Annotated in this window: 16 protein-coding genes; 7 read left to right on the top strand and 9 right to left on the bottom strand. The window is 27.1% G+C overall.

Annotated features, from left to right (window positions below; translation table 11 throughout):
* Positions 1 to 127: 127 nt before the first annotated feature.
* Both H277_RS0113035 and H277_RS0113030 read right to left on the bottom strand, forming a co-directional pair.
* Positions 128 to 475 carry a hypothetical protein gene (locus tag H277_RS0113035; protein ID WP_019976045.1) on the bottom strand — a complete coding sequence of 116 codons (348 nt, stop codon included), beginning with the start codon at positions 473 to 475 and terminating at the stop codon, positions 128 to 130.
* 3 nt (positions 476 to 478) lie between these two features.
* A complete protein-coding gene (locus H277_RS0113030; protein WP_019976044.1) occupies positions 479 to 1,231 on the bottom strand; it encodes an SDR family oxidoreductase in 753 nt (250 codons plus the stop codon).
* A gap of 146 nt (positions 1,232 to 1,377) precedes the next feature.
* On the opposite strand from H277_RS0113030, the gene H277_RS0113025 reads away from it, so the two are divergent.
* Positions 1,378 to 1,734 carry a winged helix-turn-helix transcriptional regulator gene (locus tag H277_RS0113025; RefSeq protein ID WP_019976043.1) on the top strand — a complete coding sequence of 119 codons (357 nt, stop codon included), beginning with the start codon at positions 1,378 to 1,380 and terminating at the stop codon, positions 1,732 to 1,734.
* 310 nt (positions 1,735 to 2,044) lie between these two features.
* On the top strand, positions 2,045 to 2,869 hold the full coding sequence (locus tag H277_RS0113020) for a universal stress protein (protein WP_019976042.1): 825 nt from the start codon (positions 2,045 to 2,047) through the stop codon (positions 2,867 to 2,869).
* A gap of 259 nt (positions 2,870 to 3,128) precedes the next feature.
* Here H277_RS0113020 and H277_RS0113015 read toward each other — a convergent pair whose 3' ends face one another.
* Complete coding sequence (locus H277_RS0113015) at positions 3,129 to 3,320, bottom strand: cold-shock protein (RefSeq protein WP_026357596.1); 192 nt, start codon at positions 3,318 to 3,320, stop codon at positions 3,129 to 3,131.
* Between the two features lie 603 nt (positions 3,321 to 3,923).
* Here H277_RS0113015 and H277_RS0113010 point away from each other — a divergent pair.
* Positions 3,924 to 4,982: a 3-oxoacyl-ACP synthase III family protein gene (locus H277_RS0113010; protein WP_019976040.1), complete on the top strand. Its 1,059-nt coding sequence runs from the start codon at positions 3,924 to 3,926 to the stop codon at positions 4,980 to 4,982.
* 343 nt (positions 4,983 to 5,325) lie between these two features.
* Here the strand turns inward: H277_RS0113010 and H277_RS0113005 are convergent, their stop codons facing one another.
* Positions 5,326 to 5,526, bottom strand: a complete 201-nt coding sequence (locus H277_RS0113005; protein WP_033422707.1) for a hypothetical protein — start codon at positions 5,524 to 5,526, stop codon at positions 5,326 to 5,328.
* A gap of 568 nt (positions 5,527 to 6,094) precedes the next feature.
* Between H277_RS0113005 and H277_RS0113000 the strand changes: the two genes are divergently transcribed.
* A complete protein-coding gene (locus tag H277_RS0113000) occupies positions 6,095 to 7,192 on the top strand; it encodes a calcium:cation antiporter (protein ID WP_019976038.1) in 1,098 nt (365 codons plus the stop codon).
* Positions 7,193 to 7,207: 15 nt separating this feature from the next.
* Here H277_RS0113000 and H277_RS0112995 read toward each other — a convergent pair whose 3' ends face one another.
* Entirely contained in the window at positions 7,208 to 8,140 is a 933-nt protein-coding gene (locus H277_RS0112995) for a beta-1,6-N-acetylglucosaminyltransferase (RefSeq protein ID WP_019976037.1), read from the bottom strand.
* A 268-nt stretch (positions 8,141 to 8,408) separates the two neighbouring features.
* On the opposite strand from H277_RS0112995, the gene H277_RS0112990 reads away from it, so the two are divergent.
* Complete coding sequence (locus H277_RS0112990) at positions 8,409 to 8,969, top strand: helix-turn-helix domain-containing protein (RefSeq protein ID WP_051094547.1); 561 nt, start codon at positions 8,409 to 8,411, stop codon at positions 8,967 to 8,969.
* A 96-nt stretch (positions 8,970 to 9,065) separates the two neighbouring features.
* The gene (locus H277_RS0112985; protein WP_019976035.1) at positions 9,066 to 9,308 is read left to right on the top strand and encodes a hypothetical protein; all 243 of its coding nucleotides are present in this window, start codon (positions 9,066 to 9,068) and stop codon (positions 9,306 to 9,308) included.
* A 1,229-nt stretch (positions 9,309 to 10,537) separates the two neighbouring features.
* On the opposite strand, the gene H277_RS0112975 is transcribed toward H277_RS0112985, so the two are convergent.
* Genes H277_RS0112975 through H277_RS0112965 form a run of 3 tightly spaced genes read right to left on the bottom strand, consistent with a single transcriptional unit; the run spans position 10,538 to position 13,085 of the window.
* Positions 10,538 to 10,858, bottom strand: a complete 321-nt coding sequence (locus tag H277_RS0112975; RefSeq protein ID WP_019976033.1) for a helix-turn-helix domain-containing protein — start codon at positions 10,856 to 10,858, stop codon at positions 10,538 to 10,540.
* A 27-nt stretch (positions 10,859 to 10,885) separates the two neighbouring features.
* A complete protein-coding gene (locus H277_RS0112970) occupies positions 10,886 to 11,299 on the bottom strand; it encodes a hypothetical protein (RefSeq protein ID WP_026357594.1) in 414 nt (137 codons plus the stop codon).
* Positions 11,300 to 11,315: 16 nt separating this feature from the next.
* Positions 11,316 to 13,085, bottom strand: a complete 1,770-nt coding sequence (locus H277_RS0112965) for a hypothetical protein (protein ID WP_019976031.1) — start codon at positions 13,083 to 13,085, stop codon at positions 11,316 to 11,318.
* Positions 13,086 to 13,348: 263 nt separating this feature from the next.
* Here H277_RS0112965 and H277_RS0112960 point away from each other — a divergent pair, with 263 nt between their 5' ends.
* On the top strand, positions 13,349 to 14,824 hold the full coding sequence (locus tag H277_RS0112960) for a tetratricopeptide repeat protein (RefSeq protein WP_019976030.1): 1,476 nt from the start codon (positions 13,349 to 13,351) through the stop codon (positions 14,822 to 14,824).
* A gap of 142 nt (positions 14,825 to 14,966) precedes the next feature.
* On the opposite strand, the gene H277_RS0112955 is transcribed toward H277_RS0112960, so the two are convergent.
* Positions 14,967 to 16,976, bottom strand: coding sequence for a BCCT family transporter (locus tag H277_RS0112955; RefSeq protein ID WP_019976029.1), 2,010 nt, complete (start codon positions 16,974 to 16,976; stop codon positions 14,967 to 14,969).
* Between the last annotated feature and the right edge of the window lie 219 nt (positions 16,977 to 17,195).

Here is a 17,195-nt window from a genome sequence, read left to right as displayed (position 1 = left end):
ATTGCGTTTTTACAGGTTAGCAGTATTCTTCTATACCCTAAGGATTCTAGAAGAATCTAGTTTAAAACGTATACACTGCATTATTTTACTAGCCTAGTTTGGATTAAAATGTAAAAGAACTTACTACTTAGTAGGAAATAGGGACTTGTTCTTGTACATCAACGATAGATTCTGTTGTTAGGAATTGTGAGTATTCAACAAAGGCGGTAAATTCCTGAATAAATTGTTTTAGGTTATCATCGTGATTGATATGGTGATACATTGCTTGAAGACTGTGAATATCAATAATTTCAATATAGTCGTATAACGGTGCTTCATGATCATTGCCCATTACTTCAAGAGTACGCAATACTTTAAAGCGCTCATGTGAGGATAATGTCACATTGTATTGAGATACTCGATTTTCAAAAGCTTCAAACTGTTCGCGATTCACGTCTTTTTTTAACTTAATAAAGCCAATAATTACTTTTTTCATCGTTTAAACTTTTAAGAAGGCTCCGCCATCTACTATGATTTCTGTACCTATTTGAGATTCTGATCCTGGTGCGGCTAAATACAGTACTGCTTGTGCTATTTCTTCTGATTTGATTAACCTTCCATGAGGGATATGCGCTACTAAATTGGCTTTTAATTGTTCTAACTGTTCTCCATCTACTCCAAGTTTACCAAGTAAAGCAGTATCGGTTGAGCCTGGGCTAATTACATTAACTCTTATGCCGCGTGCAACCCATTCACTACTTAGCGTACTAGCAATATTTCTGACAGCGGCTTTAGAGGCAGAATAAACACTTGATCCAATATGTGCTTTGTGCGTTCCAGAAGAAGAAGTAAGAATAACAGACGCTGGATTATTCAATAAAGGAGATATTTTTTGAAGGGTAAAAAATAAACCTTTTAAATTCGTTTGAATCACTTCATCGAATAATTCTTCTGTGATGTCTTCTATCGCTGCAAATTTTGCAATTCCCGCATTTAAAAAGGCTACGTCCAATTGAGTGAATTCCTTTTGAATAAATGTAATTAAGCGGTCAATTTCATTTATTTTACTCGTATCATAGGAGAAGAAATGCCAGTTCGTTTTGTCGAAATCGACAAGATCTTGACGAAGATGTTCTCCATTTCTACCTGCAATAATTACTTGTGCTCCTTCTTGTAAAAAGAGTTTTACAGTAGCTAATCCGATACCACTAGTTCCTCCAGTGATAAGTACTTTCTTATTTTTTAATTTCATAAATCTTTGTTTTTATTCTTTACAAAAGTAGGTTGAAGTGGGGATTAAAATACTATGGGTTCCCTGTAAGAGACTGGTTTCAAATTGGGTACCTTGCTTTTTTTTTATACTTTAGCTCAACAAGTTTTTTTTAATATATAGTTCGAATGGATAAAAAAGCAATAGAGGAAAGAAATCTAGCATGTAAAGCTAAAATCTTAGCCATAAAAGATACAACAGACCTACTTAGTGGAAAGTGGAAAGTTTTTATTTTAGGAAGCTTATTGGTAATGGGCAAAATGAGATTTATGGAGCTTCTGAATTCAATTGATGGCATAGGACGCAAGATGTTAGCAAAAGAATTGGATGATTTGCAAGTCAATGGATTAATTACCCGTACAGCATTAAAAACAAAACCAATTACAGTAGAATATGAATTAACAGAGCGAGGAAAAAGCTTTAAAGGTTTGATGGATGAGATTATTTTATGGGGCGAAAATTATCGTCGTAGTTTGTACAAATAAATAACTGTAAGCATTTTTTCCATGTAATTACATAATTTTTACCATTATTACTGATTAAATTATTTGTAAACAACTCTTAAAAAGTGTTTAATTGTTCAATATACTTTGATATTTAAATACATTAATTAGAATTATACTTATGAGTTTAATGTGCTTGATTTTAATCTAGATATTTTTTAAACTTTCTGATTTTATAATTAATTATTGGTAATCGATTTAGTTTCGATTCTTAATTTTTATATTTATCTTTAGGAATAAAGGATTATTTACATTATAGTTTATAAATTTTACTATTCCAAACAATACTACTATGAAACCAATTATTTTACTCCCAACAGATTTTTCTAACAATTCAATTGTCGCAATGAAGTATGCACAAGGTTTAGCGAATTATCTGAATGCTGATATCCATATTTTGCATGCTTACAAAGCGTTTGTAACTGCTTTTCAAAGTAAAATAGTTAACGAAGCTGATGCTTATAGGGCTAAATATGAAGCAGAAGTAGATATGAAAAAATTTTTAGCCAAATTTACAGAACAAGAAATAAATATTTTTACGACTTCCATTATTGAAGGGAACTTAGTGGATGTAATTCAACACTACGAATCTATAAATCCATTAACTTTAATTATAATGGGGACTCATGGATCTTCTGTTCCTCGTAAGAACATTCTCGGTAGTAACAGTTATGATATTGCAAAAAATACTAATACACCTCTTTTAATTGTCCCAGAAAATAATAAGGGCTTTAAAATGGATAAACTTATCTTTTTTACAGATTATCAAAACCAAGACAATAAAGTATTTGAAATATTTAAATATATATTCAAACCGAAAAATATTATATGCACCATGGTTCATATCACACATGAAAGGTATGATGAAGAATATAAGAAATTAAAGGATTGGGTTAATAATTTATCTAAAACTAATAATATGCAATTAGAATCCAAATTAGTATTAAATCAGGAAAAAATAAATGTAGTTAATGAAATAATAGAGGAACTTCAAGCAGATTTGTGCTTATTGACTTTAATTGAAAGACGTAACTTTTTTGAGCGACTTTTTAGTAAAAGTCTTGCGCGTAAAATTATACTGAATCCGAAAGTACCTATCTTACTGAATTTAGGATAAAATTATATAGAAGCAATAAATATTAAGTAGAGAAGAGATTATGTTTACTGAATAGTTAAACGATCAATTTCAGAATATAAAAAATCATAAGAGAGATATCATTGTTATAAACAATCCTAATTAAAGACAGTTTATATTTTGAATGTTATAGAATAAAAAAGGCTGAATTCCTTTATAGAATCAGCCTTGTATGATGTATTAAATAATATTTTAGTCTAAAACATTTAGATGTTTACATTAATATATTATTAAAGTTCAATTACATTCTTCTAACGTTAGTAGCTATAAGACCTTTTTGCCCTTGCTCTACTTTAAATGAAACTTTATCGTTTTCTCTAATATCATCAACTAAATTTGATGTATGAACGAAAATTTCATTTCCTGTTTCTTTAATTGTAATGAAACCAAAACCTTTAGCATCATTAAAAAACTTTACTGTACCTTCTTGCATAATATTTTTTTTTAAAAAAGAGAATAATAAATAATTTCTATAATTATACATAAAGGAACTATTTCTATTCTAAAAAAAGAAATCTTTCATTATTCTCAATAAATTCATCAACTTAACGCGTGATAATTAACGTGAAATACTTGAGATTAAAATCAATTTGAAATTGAATATATTTAAAAGTGTAAAGTAAAAGTAAAAAAATACAATATTTTAAGAAGTATAAGGCCTACTGCCACAAAAATAAAAAACGGTATCTAAAAAATTTAGTTTGTAACTAATAATATCTTATCTCTGATATCTGTACAAATGTAAAGTAAATAGTTGAATAAGTAACAACTTGATAAAAAAACTTTTTTTATTTATTATAATTTTGATATTAAATTTTTATACGTTAAATGTATAAAAGATTGATTTTATAATGTTATATATAGTTATAAAAAAATTACAGCTTGTATTTATCCAATAATTTTTTCCTATACATTTAGTTTTTCAATATAAAAGTCTTAAATATTGTGTTAAAAAATGAATGCTTTGTTGTGATTGTTATTTAATCCCGACATTGTACACACTTAATAGTTTTTTATTACTATTATTTCTTTTTTTATGGGGAATCATTTCACAGGTGTTGGCAACTACATACCAACCAAAACAATTTCAAATCTTTTTTTTGATAATCATCATTTTTTAGATGAAAAGGGTAATACTATTTTACAAGATAATGCTACCATTGCTTTCAAATTAAAACAAATAACAGGTATAGAAGAACGTCGATATGCAAAAAATAATCAAGTAACATCAGATTTGGGGTATTTAGCAGCTGCTTCTGCAATTAGGAATGCCAAAATAGATGTCGAAACAATTGATTATATTATATTCGCTCATAATTTTGGTGATGTAAGGTATGGTACAATACAATCTGATATGGTACCAAGTCTTGCTGCAAGAGTAAAGCACAAATTAGAAATTCAAAATCCATATTGTGTTGCGTACGATGTTGTTTTTGGGTGTCCAGGATGGATAGAAGGTGTTATACAAGCCAATGCTTTTATAAATGCTGGTTTAGCCAAACGTTGTTTAGTGATAGGGGCTGAAACCTTATCGAGAGTGGTAGATAGACATGATAGAGATAGTATGATCTATGCAGATGGTGCTGGTGCAGTAATAATTGAACCAGGAGAGATCAACATAGGTATACAAGCTCATTTATCAGCTTCATATGCAAACGAAGAAAAGGAGTTTCTTTATTTTGGTAAATCTTATAATTCTGATCATTGTCCAGACACGAAATATATAAAAATGCATGGACGAAAAATTTATGAATTTGCTTTATCTAAAGTCCCATTAGCTATGAAAAAGTGTATAGATGATAGTTTATATAAGATAGATGATATAAATAAAATAATAATTCATCAAGCGAACGAAAAAATGGATGAAGCCATAGTCAAACGATTTTATAGATTATATGATAAAAATATGCCAAAAGATATAATGCCAATGGTTATTCATAAATTGGGTAATAGTAGTGTAGCAACTGTTCCTATTTTATTAAAAATGATACTAAATGATGAATTAGAAAATCACCAGATTAACGAAGGAGATGTAGTTATATTTGCTTCTGTAGGTGCTGGTATGAATATCAATACTTTCATATACCAATTTTGAATCTATATATTATAAGCTCTAGGTTTTCATAGAAATATGAATGATATTAAAATTTAATAAAAACCTTCATTATTAAATAAAAAACACCCCAATATATATTAGGGCAATAATTTATTAAACATTTTGGATTTAAAGTTTTTTTAATAAGTAGTTTTAAAATTCTAAATTACTTCAGATTCTAAATTTTATAGAATTAATTTTTGATGATTTTCAAAATAGAAGATAGTATAATATGTTTATTATTAATGTTGATATATTTTCAACAAATACATAATTAGCTACTATATTTAAGAGTTTTTAGCAATTGAAATATTCATAATTATATGATTAATAGTTCTTTTAATTACTCGTGTATTATTTTTTCTAAGATAAAGGTTAAGGAGTACATATAAGCCGATGTAGAAGCTAAAGTTATAGGAATAACATCTTTTACTTTATAACCATCTTCTAAATAGATATTTAATTGTGGATACTCTTTTTCGATAAATTTATTGTCTCGGTCAAGGATATTTGTATGAGTGGTTATTGTGATAACTTTTTGCATAATTTTAATTTTTTGATTCAATTTATCCTTTTATTACTTTGTAAGTTACAACTAATTTGTTTAAAAAAAGTTTTATTTCATATATTACAAAAAATACTTTGCTAGATAGTTTTGTTCGTGAAATTTAATACATGTTCACTTATACTATATTGTATATTATAAATTATAAATAGACTACTTAATAGTTAGTACTAAAAAAAAATAGAATAATTTTAAATATTTTCGATTTTCATGCTATATCATATAAAATAACCTATCATTTCCAATGATAGGTTTATAGATTATCACTATATTTGAAAATATTATATTTACATATAAGTAAATTAAAGAACTCTTATTCCAATTTATTTTTCAAAGATTGTTCAATGTTTTTTTCTAGTTTTTCTAGATTTCTACTCACTTATCACTTTGATTTTAATGCCTTAATCTAAGATGTGTAGAACTATTAAAATTTAGTTGACTTCCTCTTATTTTTTTTAATGAAAGTTTCTTATACTCTATGTATATAATATAGAACAGAACACTCATTTTTAATTACTAAATACTACAAAAAACACTATTATCTTCTATGAAGAAAAAAATATATCTTTTAGTATGGACTATCCTTATTCCAATATTTGGATGGCTGACTTATTTTGGACACTACTATTTTTCTGGAACATTTTATTCTTTTATTTTATGTTTCTTGCTTATAGGAAGTATACTTGCAGCTGTGCACCATTCCGAGGTTATTGCTTATAAGGTAGGTGAACCATTCGGTACGCTTCTCTTGGCGTTTGCCATTACTGTAATTGAAGTTGCTTTGATTATTTCAATTATGTTGGGAGCAAAAGGTTTGGAAACCATTACACTTGCTCGAGATACAGTATATGCAGCAGTAATGATTATTATTACAGGAATTATAGGTGGATGTATCATTATAGGCTCTATAAAGTTTAAAGTACAAAATTTTACACTTCAGGGTGTAAGTACAGCATTGATTACTCTTACTTCTATTATTATTTTTGTTCTTATTTTACCCAATTATACGATTAGTCATAATGGAGGTGAATATACATCTACGCAATTGGTTTTTGTATCTATTATTAGTTTAGGCTTATATCTTGGTTTTACAATGATGCAGACGATTCGTCATCGTAGTTATTTTATATCTCCAGAGAATAAATTATCTAAAAATACTGTGTTACATAAACTTCCAATAAAACCATCACGCAAGGAAATGTACATAAGTATTGTATTTTTGATATTATGTCTTGGTATTGTTGTGTTGTTGGCAAAGTTACTGTCAAAAGATGTAGAACATATTGTAAAATGGGCAGGTGCTCCAAAATCTCTAGTAGGAGTAATAATAGCAGGAATTGTACTTCTTCCGGAATGTTTGGCAGCTTTTCGAGCAGCTAGAAATAATCAAATTCAAACATCTTTAAATTTGGCTTTCGGTTCTGCCTTAGCAAGTATTGGGCTTAGCATTCCTGTAATAGCAATAACATCAGTAGTTACAGGAATAAGAATGAGTTTAGGAATTGATACTAAATCAACTATTTTACTAGGGTTGTCATTATTTATTATTACGATTTCTTTAGCAACAGGAAAAACTAATATTATGCAGGGATTTGTATTGATATCAATTTTTCTAATTTATTTATTTACTATAATAATACCTTAGGGATCATATTATTTATTAATTTTTCCGATGGTCACCAATCCTTAACTCTTTTTTTACATCATTAATTTTAGGGAGTTTTATATGAAAACTTTCTTCAATATATTGAAGAAGAATCTGATCTGTTTCATCTGTGATTTTTCTTATAAAAAGATAATTCTCTTTTTTAAGTTCATTAATAAATATTTCAACAATTTTTTGAGTATTCCATAGTACTCTTTTATTGTCATTGACAATAATGCTATGAAAAGTTGTGTTCATTAAAACAGTTTGGAAAAAAGAATTTCCAGGTAAGAATGTATTAAGGTAGAATTTTTTAAACTTTATTACTTGGCTGTCTTCACTAATAAAAATACAAGTTTCTCTTGTGAAGATAAACCATTTTTCACCAATATAAGGAATCACATCCTTCATATATTCTCTTTTATAAACGAAAGAAGAAATATGATAGGTAAGTTCTGTAAAGTGATTTTGTATCCTTTTTAAAGTATCTGGTCGATGAGTTTTTTGATCGTAATAGAATAAGTAGTTTTTTTCTCTGTTTTCTGAAAGAAATTGACGAATGATACGTTGAGATTTTAGAGGAGAATCATCTCCACTAAGATTGATGAAAAAATCCCATTGATTACTTACATTAAGCAAAAATTTCATTGCATTTATTTCAATTTCTACAATACTGAATCCATGAATGTTAATATTAGTACTTTCTAAAATATAAACATTAGGGAAATGTATTAGAAATTGTTGTATTTCTTCTATGAATTGAGGTTTAGCCTTTCTGTCTATATGAATAAGATACCATTGATCACTGGTATAAATTTTTTTAAAAAGATTTTTAAATCGTTCTTCATTATGATGTATGATAATAAAATAAGCTATCTTGATTAAATGTCTAGAAGGAATAGATTCAGTTTTTGTCTGAGGTTGGGTTTGAGGAGAAATAGTTTGCATTTTTTAAGAAGATTTTAGAAATCATCCACTTAAGTAAACAATTTTAATTATCGTATTGCAAGTTAGGAATATATTTTTACAAACCACTCAATTATAATCCTTATTCTACAGCGGTAATTTTTTTGTTTTTTCAAGAAAGAATCAATCGTATCATTGTGTATATTACAATAATCATCAAAACATTATTTTGTAATGAAGTATACAGTTATAGGTAAAAACTTCGTAAATAGCTGTAACTTCCTAAAAGCTAAACATAAATTATATCTAAATGAAACTATACATAAAATATATGGTGAGTCTACGTTGTAAGATGATGGTAGAAGAAGAGCTAAAGAAAATAGGGCTTAAATATGTAGTAGTTGATTTGGGAATGGCTGAAGTTTTAGAAGGAATAACAGAAGAGCAGCGAGAAAAGCTTAAGGAAAATTTATTGAAATCGGGATTGGAACTTTTAGATGATAAAAAAAGTATTCTGATTGAAAAAATAAAGAATGTAATAACAGAAATGATTCATCACTCAGAGGAACTTCCTAAAGAGAATTATTCAGACTATATCAGCCATAAATTGGGCTATGATTATACTTATCTTTCTAATACGTTTTCTGAAGTAAAAGGAATTACACTGCAACAATTTATCATTATGCATAAAATAGAACGCGTAAAAGAATTGCTTTTATATGATGAGTTAAATCTTACAGAAATATCTTATAAGTTAAATTATAGCAGCGTTGCTCATTTATCCAATCAATTTAAAAAGATAACTGGGCTTTCTCCTTCTTTTTATAAGCAACTGAAGCAAAAACGAAAAGGGAATTTAGAAAATCTGTGATATGTGTAACTATCTTAATTATATATGTAATATATCCTATTTATTTATAACCACCTTTGTTAAGTAACAATTCAGTTACAATAAAAATCATGAATTATGGATACAAATTCAAACAAAAACGGTAGCGAAAAATTTAAAATTATTGGAGACTGGAATGAACAGTCAAAAGAACTTAAAGAAAAATTTTCGCAACTTACGGATTCAGATTTAAAATTTGAACCTGGTAAGGAAAATGAATTGATTGAAAGAGTAGGGAATAGACTTAATAAAAAGGCAGATGAAGTTATGAACATTATTAAGAAAGCTACAAATGTAAAATCGAACGGACTTACTTCATAAAATCTATTAGATGAATCATATTCAAGAAGGATAGGAATTATTTTTCCTGTCCTTCTTGTTAAAAGAAAAGTCCTTATGACTAGAATAAACAATTTTAATTACAACCAGTTATGGACAAGAACGAAAAAATACATAGATTAACGAATGAAATTCTTTTGACGACGATGAGGATTCGGAAAAAATTTCCAGAATTGTATATTCTTTTGCTAGAGACTCCTATAATTTTTTCTCAAAGTAATCATATTACTGTTGTTGAATTAAAACAATATTTATCTGCAATCAAAATGCAATTAAAAATATTCGAAATCTCTTCCAAAGATTGAAAAAGAAACGAGATATAAAGTAGTTTTTTTCAAAAGTAAAACCATAAACCAACGAGAATTACTGGTTTTAATATAAAAAAATTGCCAGCTATTAGTCTATTAGTAAAGTTTATACACAAATTAAAATAATTGTGAAAAAAAATATTTTTCTCACATTATTCAAATAAAAATGTAAAATTATTTTCATCAAAAAAATAGTTGAATCTAAACTATTAAATATTTGAGTTCATAAACAAGTAAATATTAAAGTTTATGCCGCTTTTTTTTGAAAATATTTTATCTAGTGTACTATGTTGTTTTAATATATTTATTTTCAATTCCTTGTAAGTATTTTCAGAATAGAATAAATATAATACCTAAATCTTATTTAAAATAGCGTATATTACAATAACCTCTTCTAATAAATTAAAAAAATTAAAGTATACTCTATGGCGAAATACGAAAAAAACGGATGTTTACGAACAATTCAAATTTTACTATTGACTGCGGTACTAACCGCAATAATAATTTGGACTTATTTTAGGTTAATCCAAGATAAAACCTTTTAGATTTAATTTTATTAACTTCTTGTCTTAAAAAGGAAAATCTATTCATAAAGTTAGTTTGTAAAACATAAAATATGAATATTAGAAATAATATCTTTTTAGAGAATTAATAAAAATACTGAATTTTCTATTTAAATATAGTGATTTTGTATTATTAGTATACGTACTGCAAAAAAAGATATGAATAATATATAGGATCACTATTAGATTTTATTGAATATTTTTACTTAATCTTGAAAATAAAAAAGCCAAGTGTTTAATTACTTGGCTTGAGTAGCACTAATTGAGTGTAAGATTGATTGGTTTAAAGAGTTAGTAATGTATGGTTGATTTTCTGAAAGAGAAATCATTTGTTATATAATTATATAACAAATGATTTTTTCCATTTGCTTACAGTATTTCTACTGAGATTAAATTTTTTAGCAAGTTGAGAATTGTTAAGTTGATTTTTTTTTTGATAATTAAGAATTTTTAAAATAGTTGCTTCATTATAAGAACGATATCTTGAATTTTCATTTTGGCATTTAACTTCTACATCTTCAAAAATAATACGATTTAGTTCTACCACATCTAATACAGATAATACCTTTTTATTTAATAAAAATTGGCATTCTTTTAATTTATTTTGCTTTTTATGCAAAATATCTAAAAATATAGCTTTATAATTTGGTTGCTTTTTCATAGAAGATATTCTTATTACATTAAATGATTAGCCGTGTTTATTTATCCATTTGTATAATGTTGTCTTAGGAATTCTATATCGATCTATCACTTCTATTTTTGTCATTTGTTTTGTTTTAATTTGTTCTAATATAAAATCAATGATTTCTTGTGTATAAATATTTTTTCGAAACATGGGTAGCTTCGTTTTATTTCTTTTACTTTTATCTGCTGAAACAGGAGCATATAGTATCAGATGCTGAGAATAGATTCTAAAAAAATCATATTCTAATAGTTTACTCCATTTCAACAAAATATCTGATGGTAAATTTTCTTTTTTATACATTTTATCAACCTCTTCAGGAGTACATTTCATAAAATTGCAAATACGGTCTATTTTAATATTGCTTTCAGTTACTTTTATTTTAATTAAATGTCCTAAATGTATTTCTTTAAAATTCAATTTTCTTTTTTTATGATTAATTTGCTTTTAAAACACTATTGTCTATATACCATTTACCATTAATTTCAGTAAATGTAATTATAGTCTCTTTTCTTGCTCTATTTCCAGAACCAATTGAAATATATGAATTCTGCACTATTGTGGTTGCATTAGAATTTGCTATGGAAATATTTCCGATATTTCCATTAAATCTTAAACCATTATAGGGAATTTGAGTGGGAATAGAAATAAATCTTATGACTCTATTTGAATTTGTATTGTTTATGTTTACCGGTAGAGTAATTGACACAGTATATCCATTGTTACCTGTTGTAATATCATTTAAAATATATAAATCTTTTAAATTAGATTCATTAGTTAGATCATTTATGGTTTGGTTAGCATTACTCGTGTTTACATTGAAGGTTTGTGAAGACCAAGTGCTACTGCTATTATTGCTATTTCCTGGTAATCCTGATATAGTTCCAAGAACTCCGTTATCATCAGCTACAACAGTTCTTGTTGCATTAAAAGAACTTGTTTTTGTATCTGAACCGTTATATATAGAGTTGGATGTATTATGTAAAGGTAAATCCGAAATTTTAGCAGTTCCTTTAACGTCCAATGTTTCTTTAGGAGGAGTGCTAATTCCTGTTGCGATACCTATTTTTTGAATTCCACCAGAAGATAAAAAACCTATTCCATATAGCAAGTTACCTAAATTCATTTGATTGCTTTGATTCGTATTATATGCTTGGACATTATGACCAACTATAAAGTTTCTATTTCCTGATAGAAGTGTGTTTGCAACACTGTACCCCATAAAAATGTTATGATCACCGGTAGTTAATGTTCCTCCAGAAGACCATCCTATTGATTGATTTCCTGTTCCTGTCTGTATATTTTTTAATGCATATAACCCTGCTGCAAAATTATCATTCCCAGTTTGTAAAGAAGATAACGCCTCTGATCCTAAAGCAGTGTTTCTTCCTGCTGTTGTAGCTGACAACAATGCTCTATTTCCGATTGCAACATTCTGCCAACCTGTAGTTAATTTTCCTAATGCTAATTCTCCAATTGCAACATTCCAAAGAGAAGTAATTGAACTTTCCATTGCTCTTAATCCTATTGCAACATTAGATCCCCATTTTTTTCGTAATTCATTATCACCAGATATTTGGTTCGATAAGGCATATGCACCTAATGCAATATTATTACTTGAATGAGTATTGTTTTTTAAAGCTTGATATCCAATCGCAACATTATTATAAGCAATTAAAGATTCGTCAATAACGTTATCAAATGAACCTTCTCCAAAAACAATATTTCTATCTGGTTTTGATGTAGAAGTACTTCCGATATAACCAGTAATTACATTGTTTGTTTTAATAACTAAAGGTTGATTATCTAATGTTCCTAAAAAATTTTTGGAAAGATTCGTATTTAAATTTCCTGTAGTTTTCCAATTCTCGAATTCGTCATTAGATAGTTTTAACCATTTGTTTACAGAGTTATTTCCATTAAAATAATAGTAACCCGCACTGGTGACTAAACTTGTCTGTCCCGAAGGTGTTGGATCAGCTAAGGTAACATAGACTAGAGCTCCTGTTTGTTGATTAGTATATATTTTTGCGCGTAATTTTTCCCCTGTTATTCTGGGAGCAATTATGCCATCCATTTTTGAAGGATCATTCTCTGAAGCTACAACATCTAATGTGGCTTTAGGATCTTCAGTATTTATTCCAACTTGGGCTAATGAAAGTGAAGAAATTGATAAAAGTAAAAGACAAAATAAATTCTTTTTCATAAATAAGTTTTTTAGTATTATTTTATTGATTTGTAAAAACTGTAAAAGACATTTTGTTAAGTGAATTCTCTCTTAATAATGAAATTATAGCGTCCTATCTAACAGTAGGACAAATTTATATGCTATAAAATTTTAAATAGCATACTCTAGACAATCACAACTACTCATATTTACTCAATATTACTCATATTCTTATTTTTTGAAATTTCAAAAAAAAGAAGTGGACTTTTTATTTTTTATTTGTATCTAAAATATTATCTATAATGAATCATCCTTTTAAAAAGAGAGTCTCAGTTTTTCTTTTCATTATTATTCATGTTACTACTTTTGCTCAAGAATATTCTAAAAAAAAAATTGATAGTTTAATTGCTATAATCAGAAATGATGATTTGTATACTCATTACAGTGATAAAGAAATTTTAAGACTTACAACAGAGATATACTATCAGTCAAAACAAATTCATTACAAATTACCACAGTTAGAAAGCTTGGTGAAATCGATGGAAGTATATTATAACACATCAGATATAAAAAGCTTGGCTGAAATAGAGGTAGAAACAAATTCATTAGCATTGGAAATAAAAGATTATTATTTCTTGTGCAGAGCCTTAAGATTTGAGGCATGGATGTATACAAAAATTGGTAAATATAATGAAGCCAATAATAGACTTGAACGCGCACTTTTTTTTGCAGAAAAAATTATAGATACTGATAAAAGATATCAAGTATTAATGAATATAAATTCTTCATATGCTTCTTATTATGAAGCATACGATGGCGATGTTAATAAGATGCTTGATTATTCAATAAAAGCATTTGAATATGCAAAAAAAATAAGTACAAACAATAGTAAAAAAGACATTTATTTAGCAAATACCTCCACAGTTATAGGAAGTATATATTTATATAAGAATGATATTAAACAATCAAAAAAATATATATTATTTGCAAAAAATACTTATGCGAAAAGAATTGATAAAAGTGGGTTAATTTATATTTATAAGACTTTAGGTGGAATAGCCAATACTGAAAAAGAATTTGAAAGAGCTGAAAAATACTTGATAAAAGCCATTCAGCTTTCAAAAAAATATAACATGCCAGATGCTGAAAAAAATATTTATCCAATGTTAGCTGAAGCAAATAAACAATTAGGAAATTACAAGGTATCATATGAAAATTTAGAGCATTATAAAAGGTTAAATGATAGCCTAAGAGTAATAGAAAAGAAAACAGTAAATAAAACATCCAATTATATTTATTCAAAGAAAGAGCAACCGTTAAATATAAGCTTTCTCCTATATACTGGTTTAATTTTTTCTATTTTCATCGCAGTTATATTATATTATATTATAAAAAAGAAAAAAAATAAGAGAGAAGTTAGTCCCACTGAATATTTGAATAGTCATAATGAAAAATCTGCTTATTCTAAAAAAGAATCGGAGTCTACCAATCAACTAGAAGATTTAATAACTCTTGCTAAAAATGACGAACAAGCTTTCTATACGAAGTTTCATGAAGTATATCCAAATTTTACTCAGAATCTATTAATAAAATTTCCAGCTTTATCTACTACAGAATTAAGATTATGTAGTTTTTTGAAATTGAATTTTGACACAAAAAAGATTGCAATTTATACAAATTCTTCTGTCAAGTCTATAGATTCAAAAAAATATAGGTTAAGAAAAAAATTAAACTTATCACCTAAAGATGAGTTGTATAGTTTTATATCAAGATTTTAATTTAATAGTTTAAAATTATTATATAAACTTTGTATTCTGTATGTAATATAAACAATTAATAATTACTTTATATTACATAATTTATAAATTATCGGCATGGTTTTGAAAATATATTTATACAAATCAAAGATTAAAATACTTCTTATTTTAATCTTTGATTTGTGTTACTACTTATAAACATTTCATTTTTTTCTTCAGAAATAATTTCAATAAAACGTTCATAATGTTTTAATACATCTGAAATCAATTCGTTTTTGGTAAATAGTTGAACATCGTATCCTACTCTGTCATCGCCAAAATAAGATTTTGGATAAAAAGACCGATTATTTTCAATATCTGGTAAATTATCTTCATTAAGGAGATAATCAGAAACTATTTTTGAATCATTTTTAACTCCATAAATAAAATTGTTTACAATATCATACTTAATTTCAATTTCAATTCTTTCGGGATTTTCATAATAATTTATTTTTACTTGTATATTATTTTCGGCAAATTCTTTCTGTAAATCTATAAACGCTTCTTTTACGATTGTTTTAAGAAAGTTGTTAACATTGTTCTTATCATTAAATGAAATAATTTGTTTTAATCGATTTCTCCATGAGGCGCCTGACCAAGGTATAGTTGATACTGAAAAATCACGTTCATAATAACTTTTATCTATGGATAAAGCTTTTAAAAGACTCACAATGAACAATAACATAATAATAGAAAATGGTAATGCCGTAATCAATGTCATGCTTTGAAGAGATGCTAACCCCCCTGCATTTAATAATAATAAAGCCAGTATAGCGAGTAAAACGCCCCATCCTATAGTTTGCCATTTAGGTGAAACTTTAGCATTTTTAGTAGCAATACTATTCATAACGAAAATTCCTGAATCAGCAGAAGTAACAAAGAAAATGATGATTATCATTACTGTAAAAAAACTCGCTACATTGCTTAAAGGTAAATATTCCAGAAATCTAAACATTAATGCATCCGGATTTTTAGAAAGCTTACTCAATATACCATCTGCTACATTAATATCTAACCATATAGCACTATTACCAAAAATAGACATCCATATGAAATTAAATAATGTTGGTATAATTAAAACAGCTGTAACAAACTCTCTTATAGTTCTACCTTTTGAAATTTTTGCTATAAATAATCCTACATATGGAGACCACGAGATCCACCAAGCCCAATATAATATTGTCCAATCATAAAACCATGATTGCATTTCTGTTTCATAAACATGTGTGCTAAAAGTAAGATTAAAGAAATTGGTGATATAATTTCCAATACCTTCTGTAAAACTATTAATTAGATAGACCGTGGGGCCTAAAGCTAGAACAAAAAGTAAAAGTATTATTACACTCGCAATATTGATATTACTTAATATTCGTACTCCTTTGTCAACACCACTTACAGCAGAAATTATAGAAAGTGAAACTAAAACTATCACAATCAACACTTGATAGAGAAAGCTACTTTCTGGTAAAATTCCTAAAGTTTCTAAACCAGAGTTAATTTGAACTACGCCAAATCCTAAAGTAGTTGTAATCCCAAAAAAAGTACTGCATAGAGCAAAAATATCAATCATATTACCCCATCGCCCCTTTATTTTATCTTTAAGCAAAGGATATAAGCAACTTCTTAGCGAGAGTGGCAAGCTGTAACGATATGCAAAATAAGCTAAGGATAATCCAACAATACAGTAGATAGCCCAAGCATGTATTCCCCAATGAAAAAAAGTATATAATTGTGCATCCTTTGTACGTTTAACGATTGAATTTCCATCAAAAACTTCATTTGAAAAATGTTGTATTGGTTCTGCTACGCTAAAATACATTAGTCCAATTCCCATACCTGCAGCAAACAACATTGAAATCCATGAAAAGAAAGAATATTCAGGTTTACTATCATTTTTTCCTAGTCGTATATTCCCGTATTTACTAAACATTAAATAAATCAAGAATATAACAAAAATTGTAACAGACCAAACGTAGACATAATTAAGATTAACAAAAATAAAATTTTTGATGACACTAAGTAATTCATTTGTAAGTTTTGGATAAATAGCAGATAAAATACATATTCCAACAATAAAAGTTAAACTTGGGATAACTGTACCTTTACTTAATGTAGTCTTTATATTTTTTATCATAGAGTATAGTAAATTTATATCACATTTTAAATTTCCTTACAAAATAAATTGGTATATGATTAAAAACGAAAACTCTTATTGTTAAATGAGAAGAGACAAAATTAATTCGTTGTGATGATTGACTAAAATTACTTAAATGTAGATAATAAATCAAATACTTGGAAATAGTGACTTTTCTCAAATATATAAAATAAGTACAGATATCCCAAATTAGTTTCT

Source organism: Empedobacter brevis NBRC 14943 = ATCC 43319 (assembly GCF_000382425.1).
GTDB lineage: Bacteria > Bacteroidota > Bacteroidia > Flavobacteriales > Weeksellaceae > Empedobacter > Empedobacter brevis.
The sequence above is the reverse complement of the archived record's forward strand: the minus strand, read 5'-3'. Positions and strand labels throughout refer to the sequence as shown.

Excerpts from the sequence above, each read along its gene's own strand:
- H277_RS0113035 (WP_019976045.1), bottom strand. The coding sequence starts at position 475 with ATGAAAAAAGTAATTATTGGCTTTATTAAGTTAAAAAAAGACGTGAAT.
- H277_RS0113030 (WP_019976044.1), bottom strand. The coding sequence starts at position 1,231 with ATGAAATTAAAAAATAAGAAAGTACTTATCACTGGAGGAACTAGTGGT.
- H277_RS0113025 (WP_019976043.1), top strand. The coding sequence starts at position 1,378 with ATGGATAAAAAAGCAATAGAGGAAAGAAATCTAGCATGTAAAGCTAAA.
- H277_RS0113020 (WP_019976042.1), top strand. The coding sequence starts at position 2,045 with ATGAAACCAATTATTTTACTCCCAACAGATTTTTCTAACAATTCAATT.
- H277_RS0113015 (WP_026357596.1), bottom strand. The coding sequence starts at position 3,320 with ATGCAAGAAGGTACAGTAAAGTTTTTTAATGATGCTAAAGGTTTTGGT.
- H277_RS0113010 (WP_019976040.1), top strand. The coding sequence starts at position 3,924 with ATGGGGAATCATTTCACAGGTGTTGGCAACTACATACCAACCAAAACA.
- H277_RS0113005 (WP_033422707.1), bottom strand. The coding sequence starts at position 5,526 with ATGCAAAAAGTTATCACAATAACCACTCATACAAATATCCTTGACCGA.
- H277_RS0113000 (WP_019976038.1), top strand. The coding sequence starts at position 6,095 with ATGAAGAAAAAAATATATCTTTTAGTATGGACTATCCTTATTCCAATA.
- H277_RS0112995 (WP_019976037.1), bottom strand. The coding sequence starts at position 8,140 with ATGCAAACTATTTCTCCTCAAACCCAACCTCAGACAAAAACTGAATCT.
- H277_RS0112990 (WP_051094547.1), top strand. The coding sequence starts at position 8,409 with ATGAAACTATACATAAAATATATGGTGAGTCTACGTTGTAAGATGATG.
- H277_RS0112985 (WP_019976035.1), top strand. The coding sequence starts at position 9,066 with ATGGATACAAATTCAAACAAAAACGGTAGCGAAAAATTTAAAATTATT.
- H277_RS0112975 (WP_019976033.1), bottom strand. The coding sequence starts at position 10,858 with ATGAAAAAGCAACCAAATTATAAAGCTATATTTTTAGATATTTTGCAT.
- H277_RS0112965 (WP_019976031.1), bottom strand. The coding sequence starts at position 13,085 with ATGAAAAAGAATTTATTTTGTCTTTTACTTTTATCAATTTCTTCACTT.
- H277_RS0112960 (WP_019976030.1), top strand. The coding sequence starts at position 13,349 with ATGAATCATCCTTTTAAAAAGAGAGTCTCAGTTTTTCTTTTCATTATT.
- H277_RS0112955 (WP_019976029.1), bottom strand. The coding sequence starts at position 16,976 with ATGATAAAAAATATAAAGACTACATTAAGTAAAGGTACAGTTATCCCA.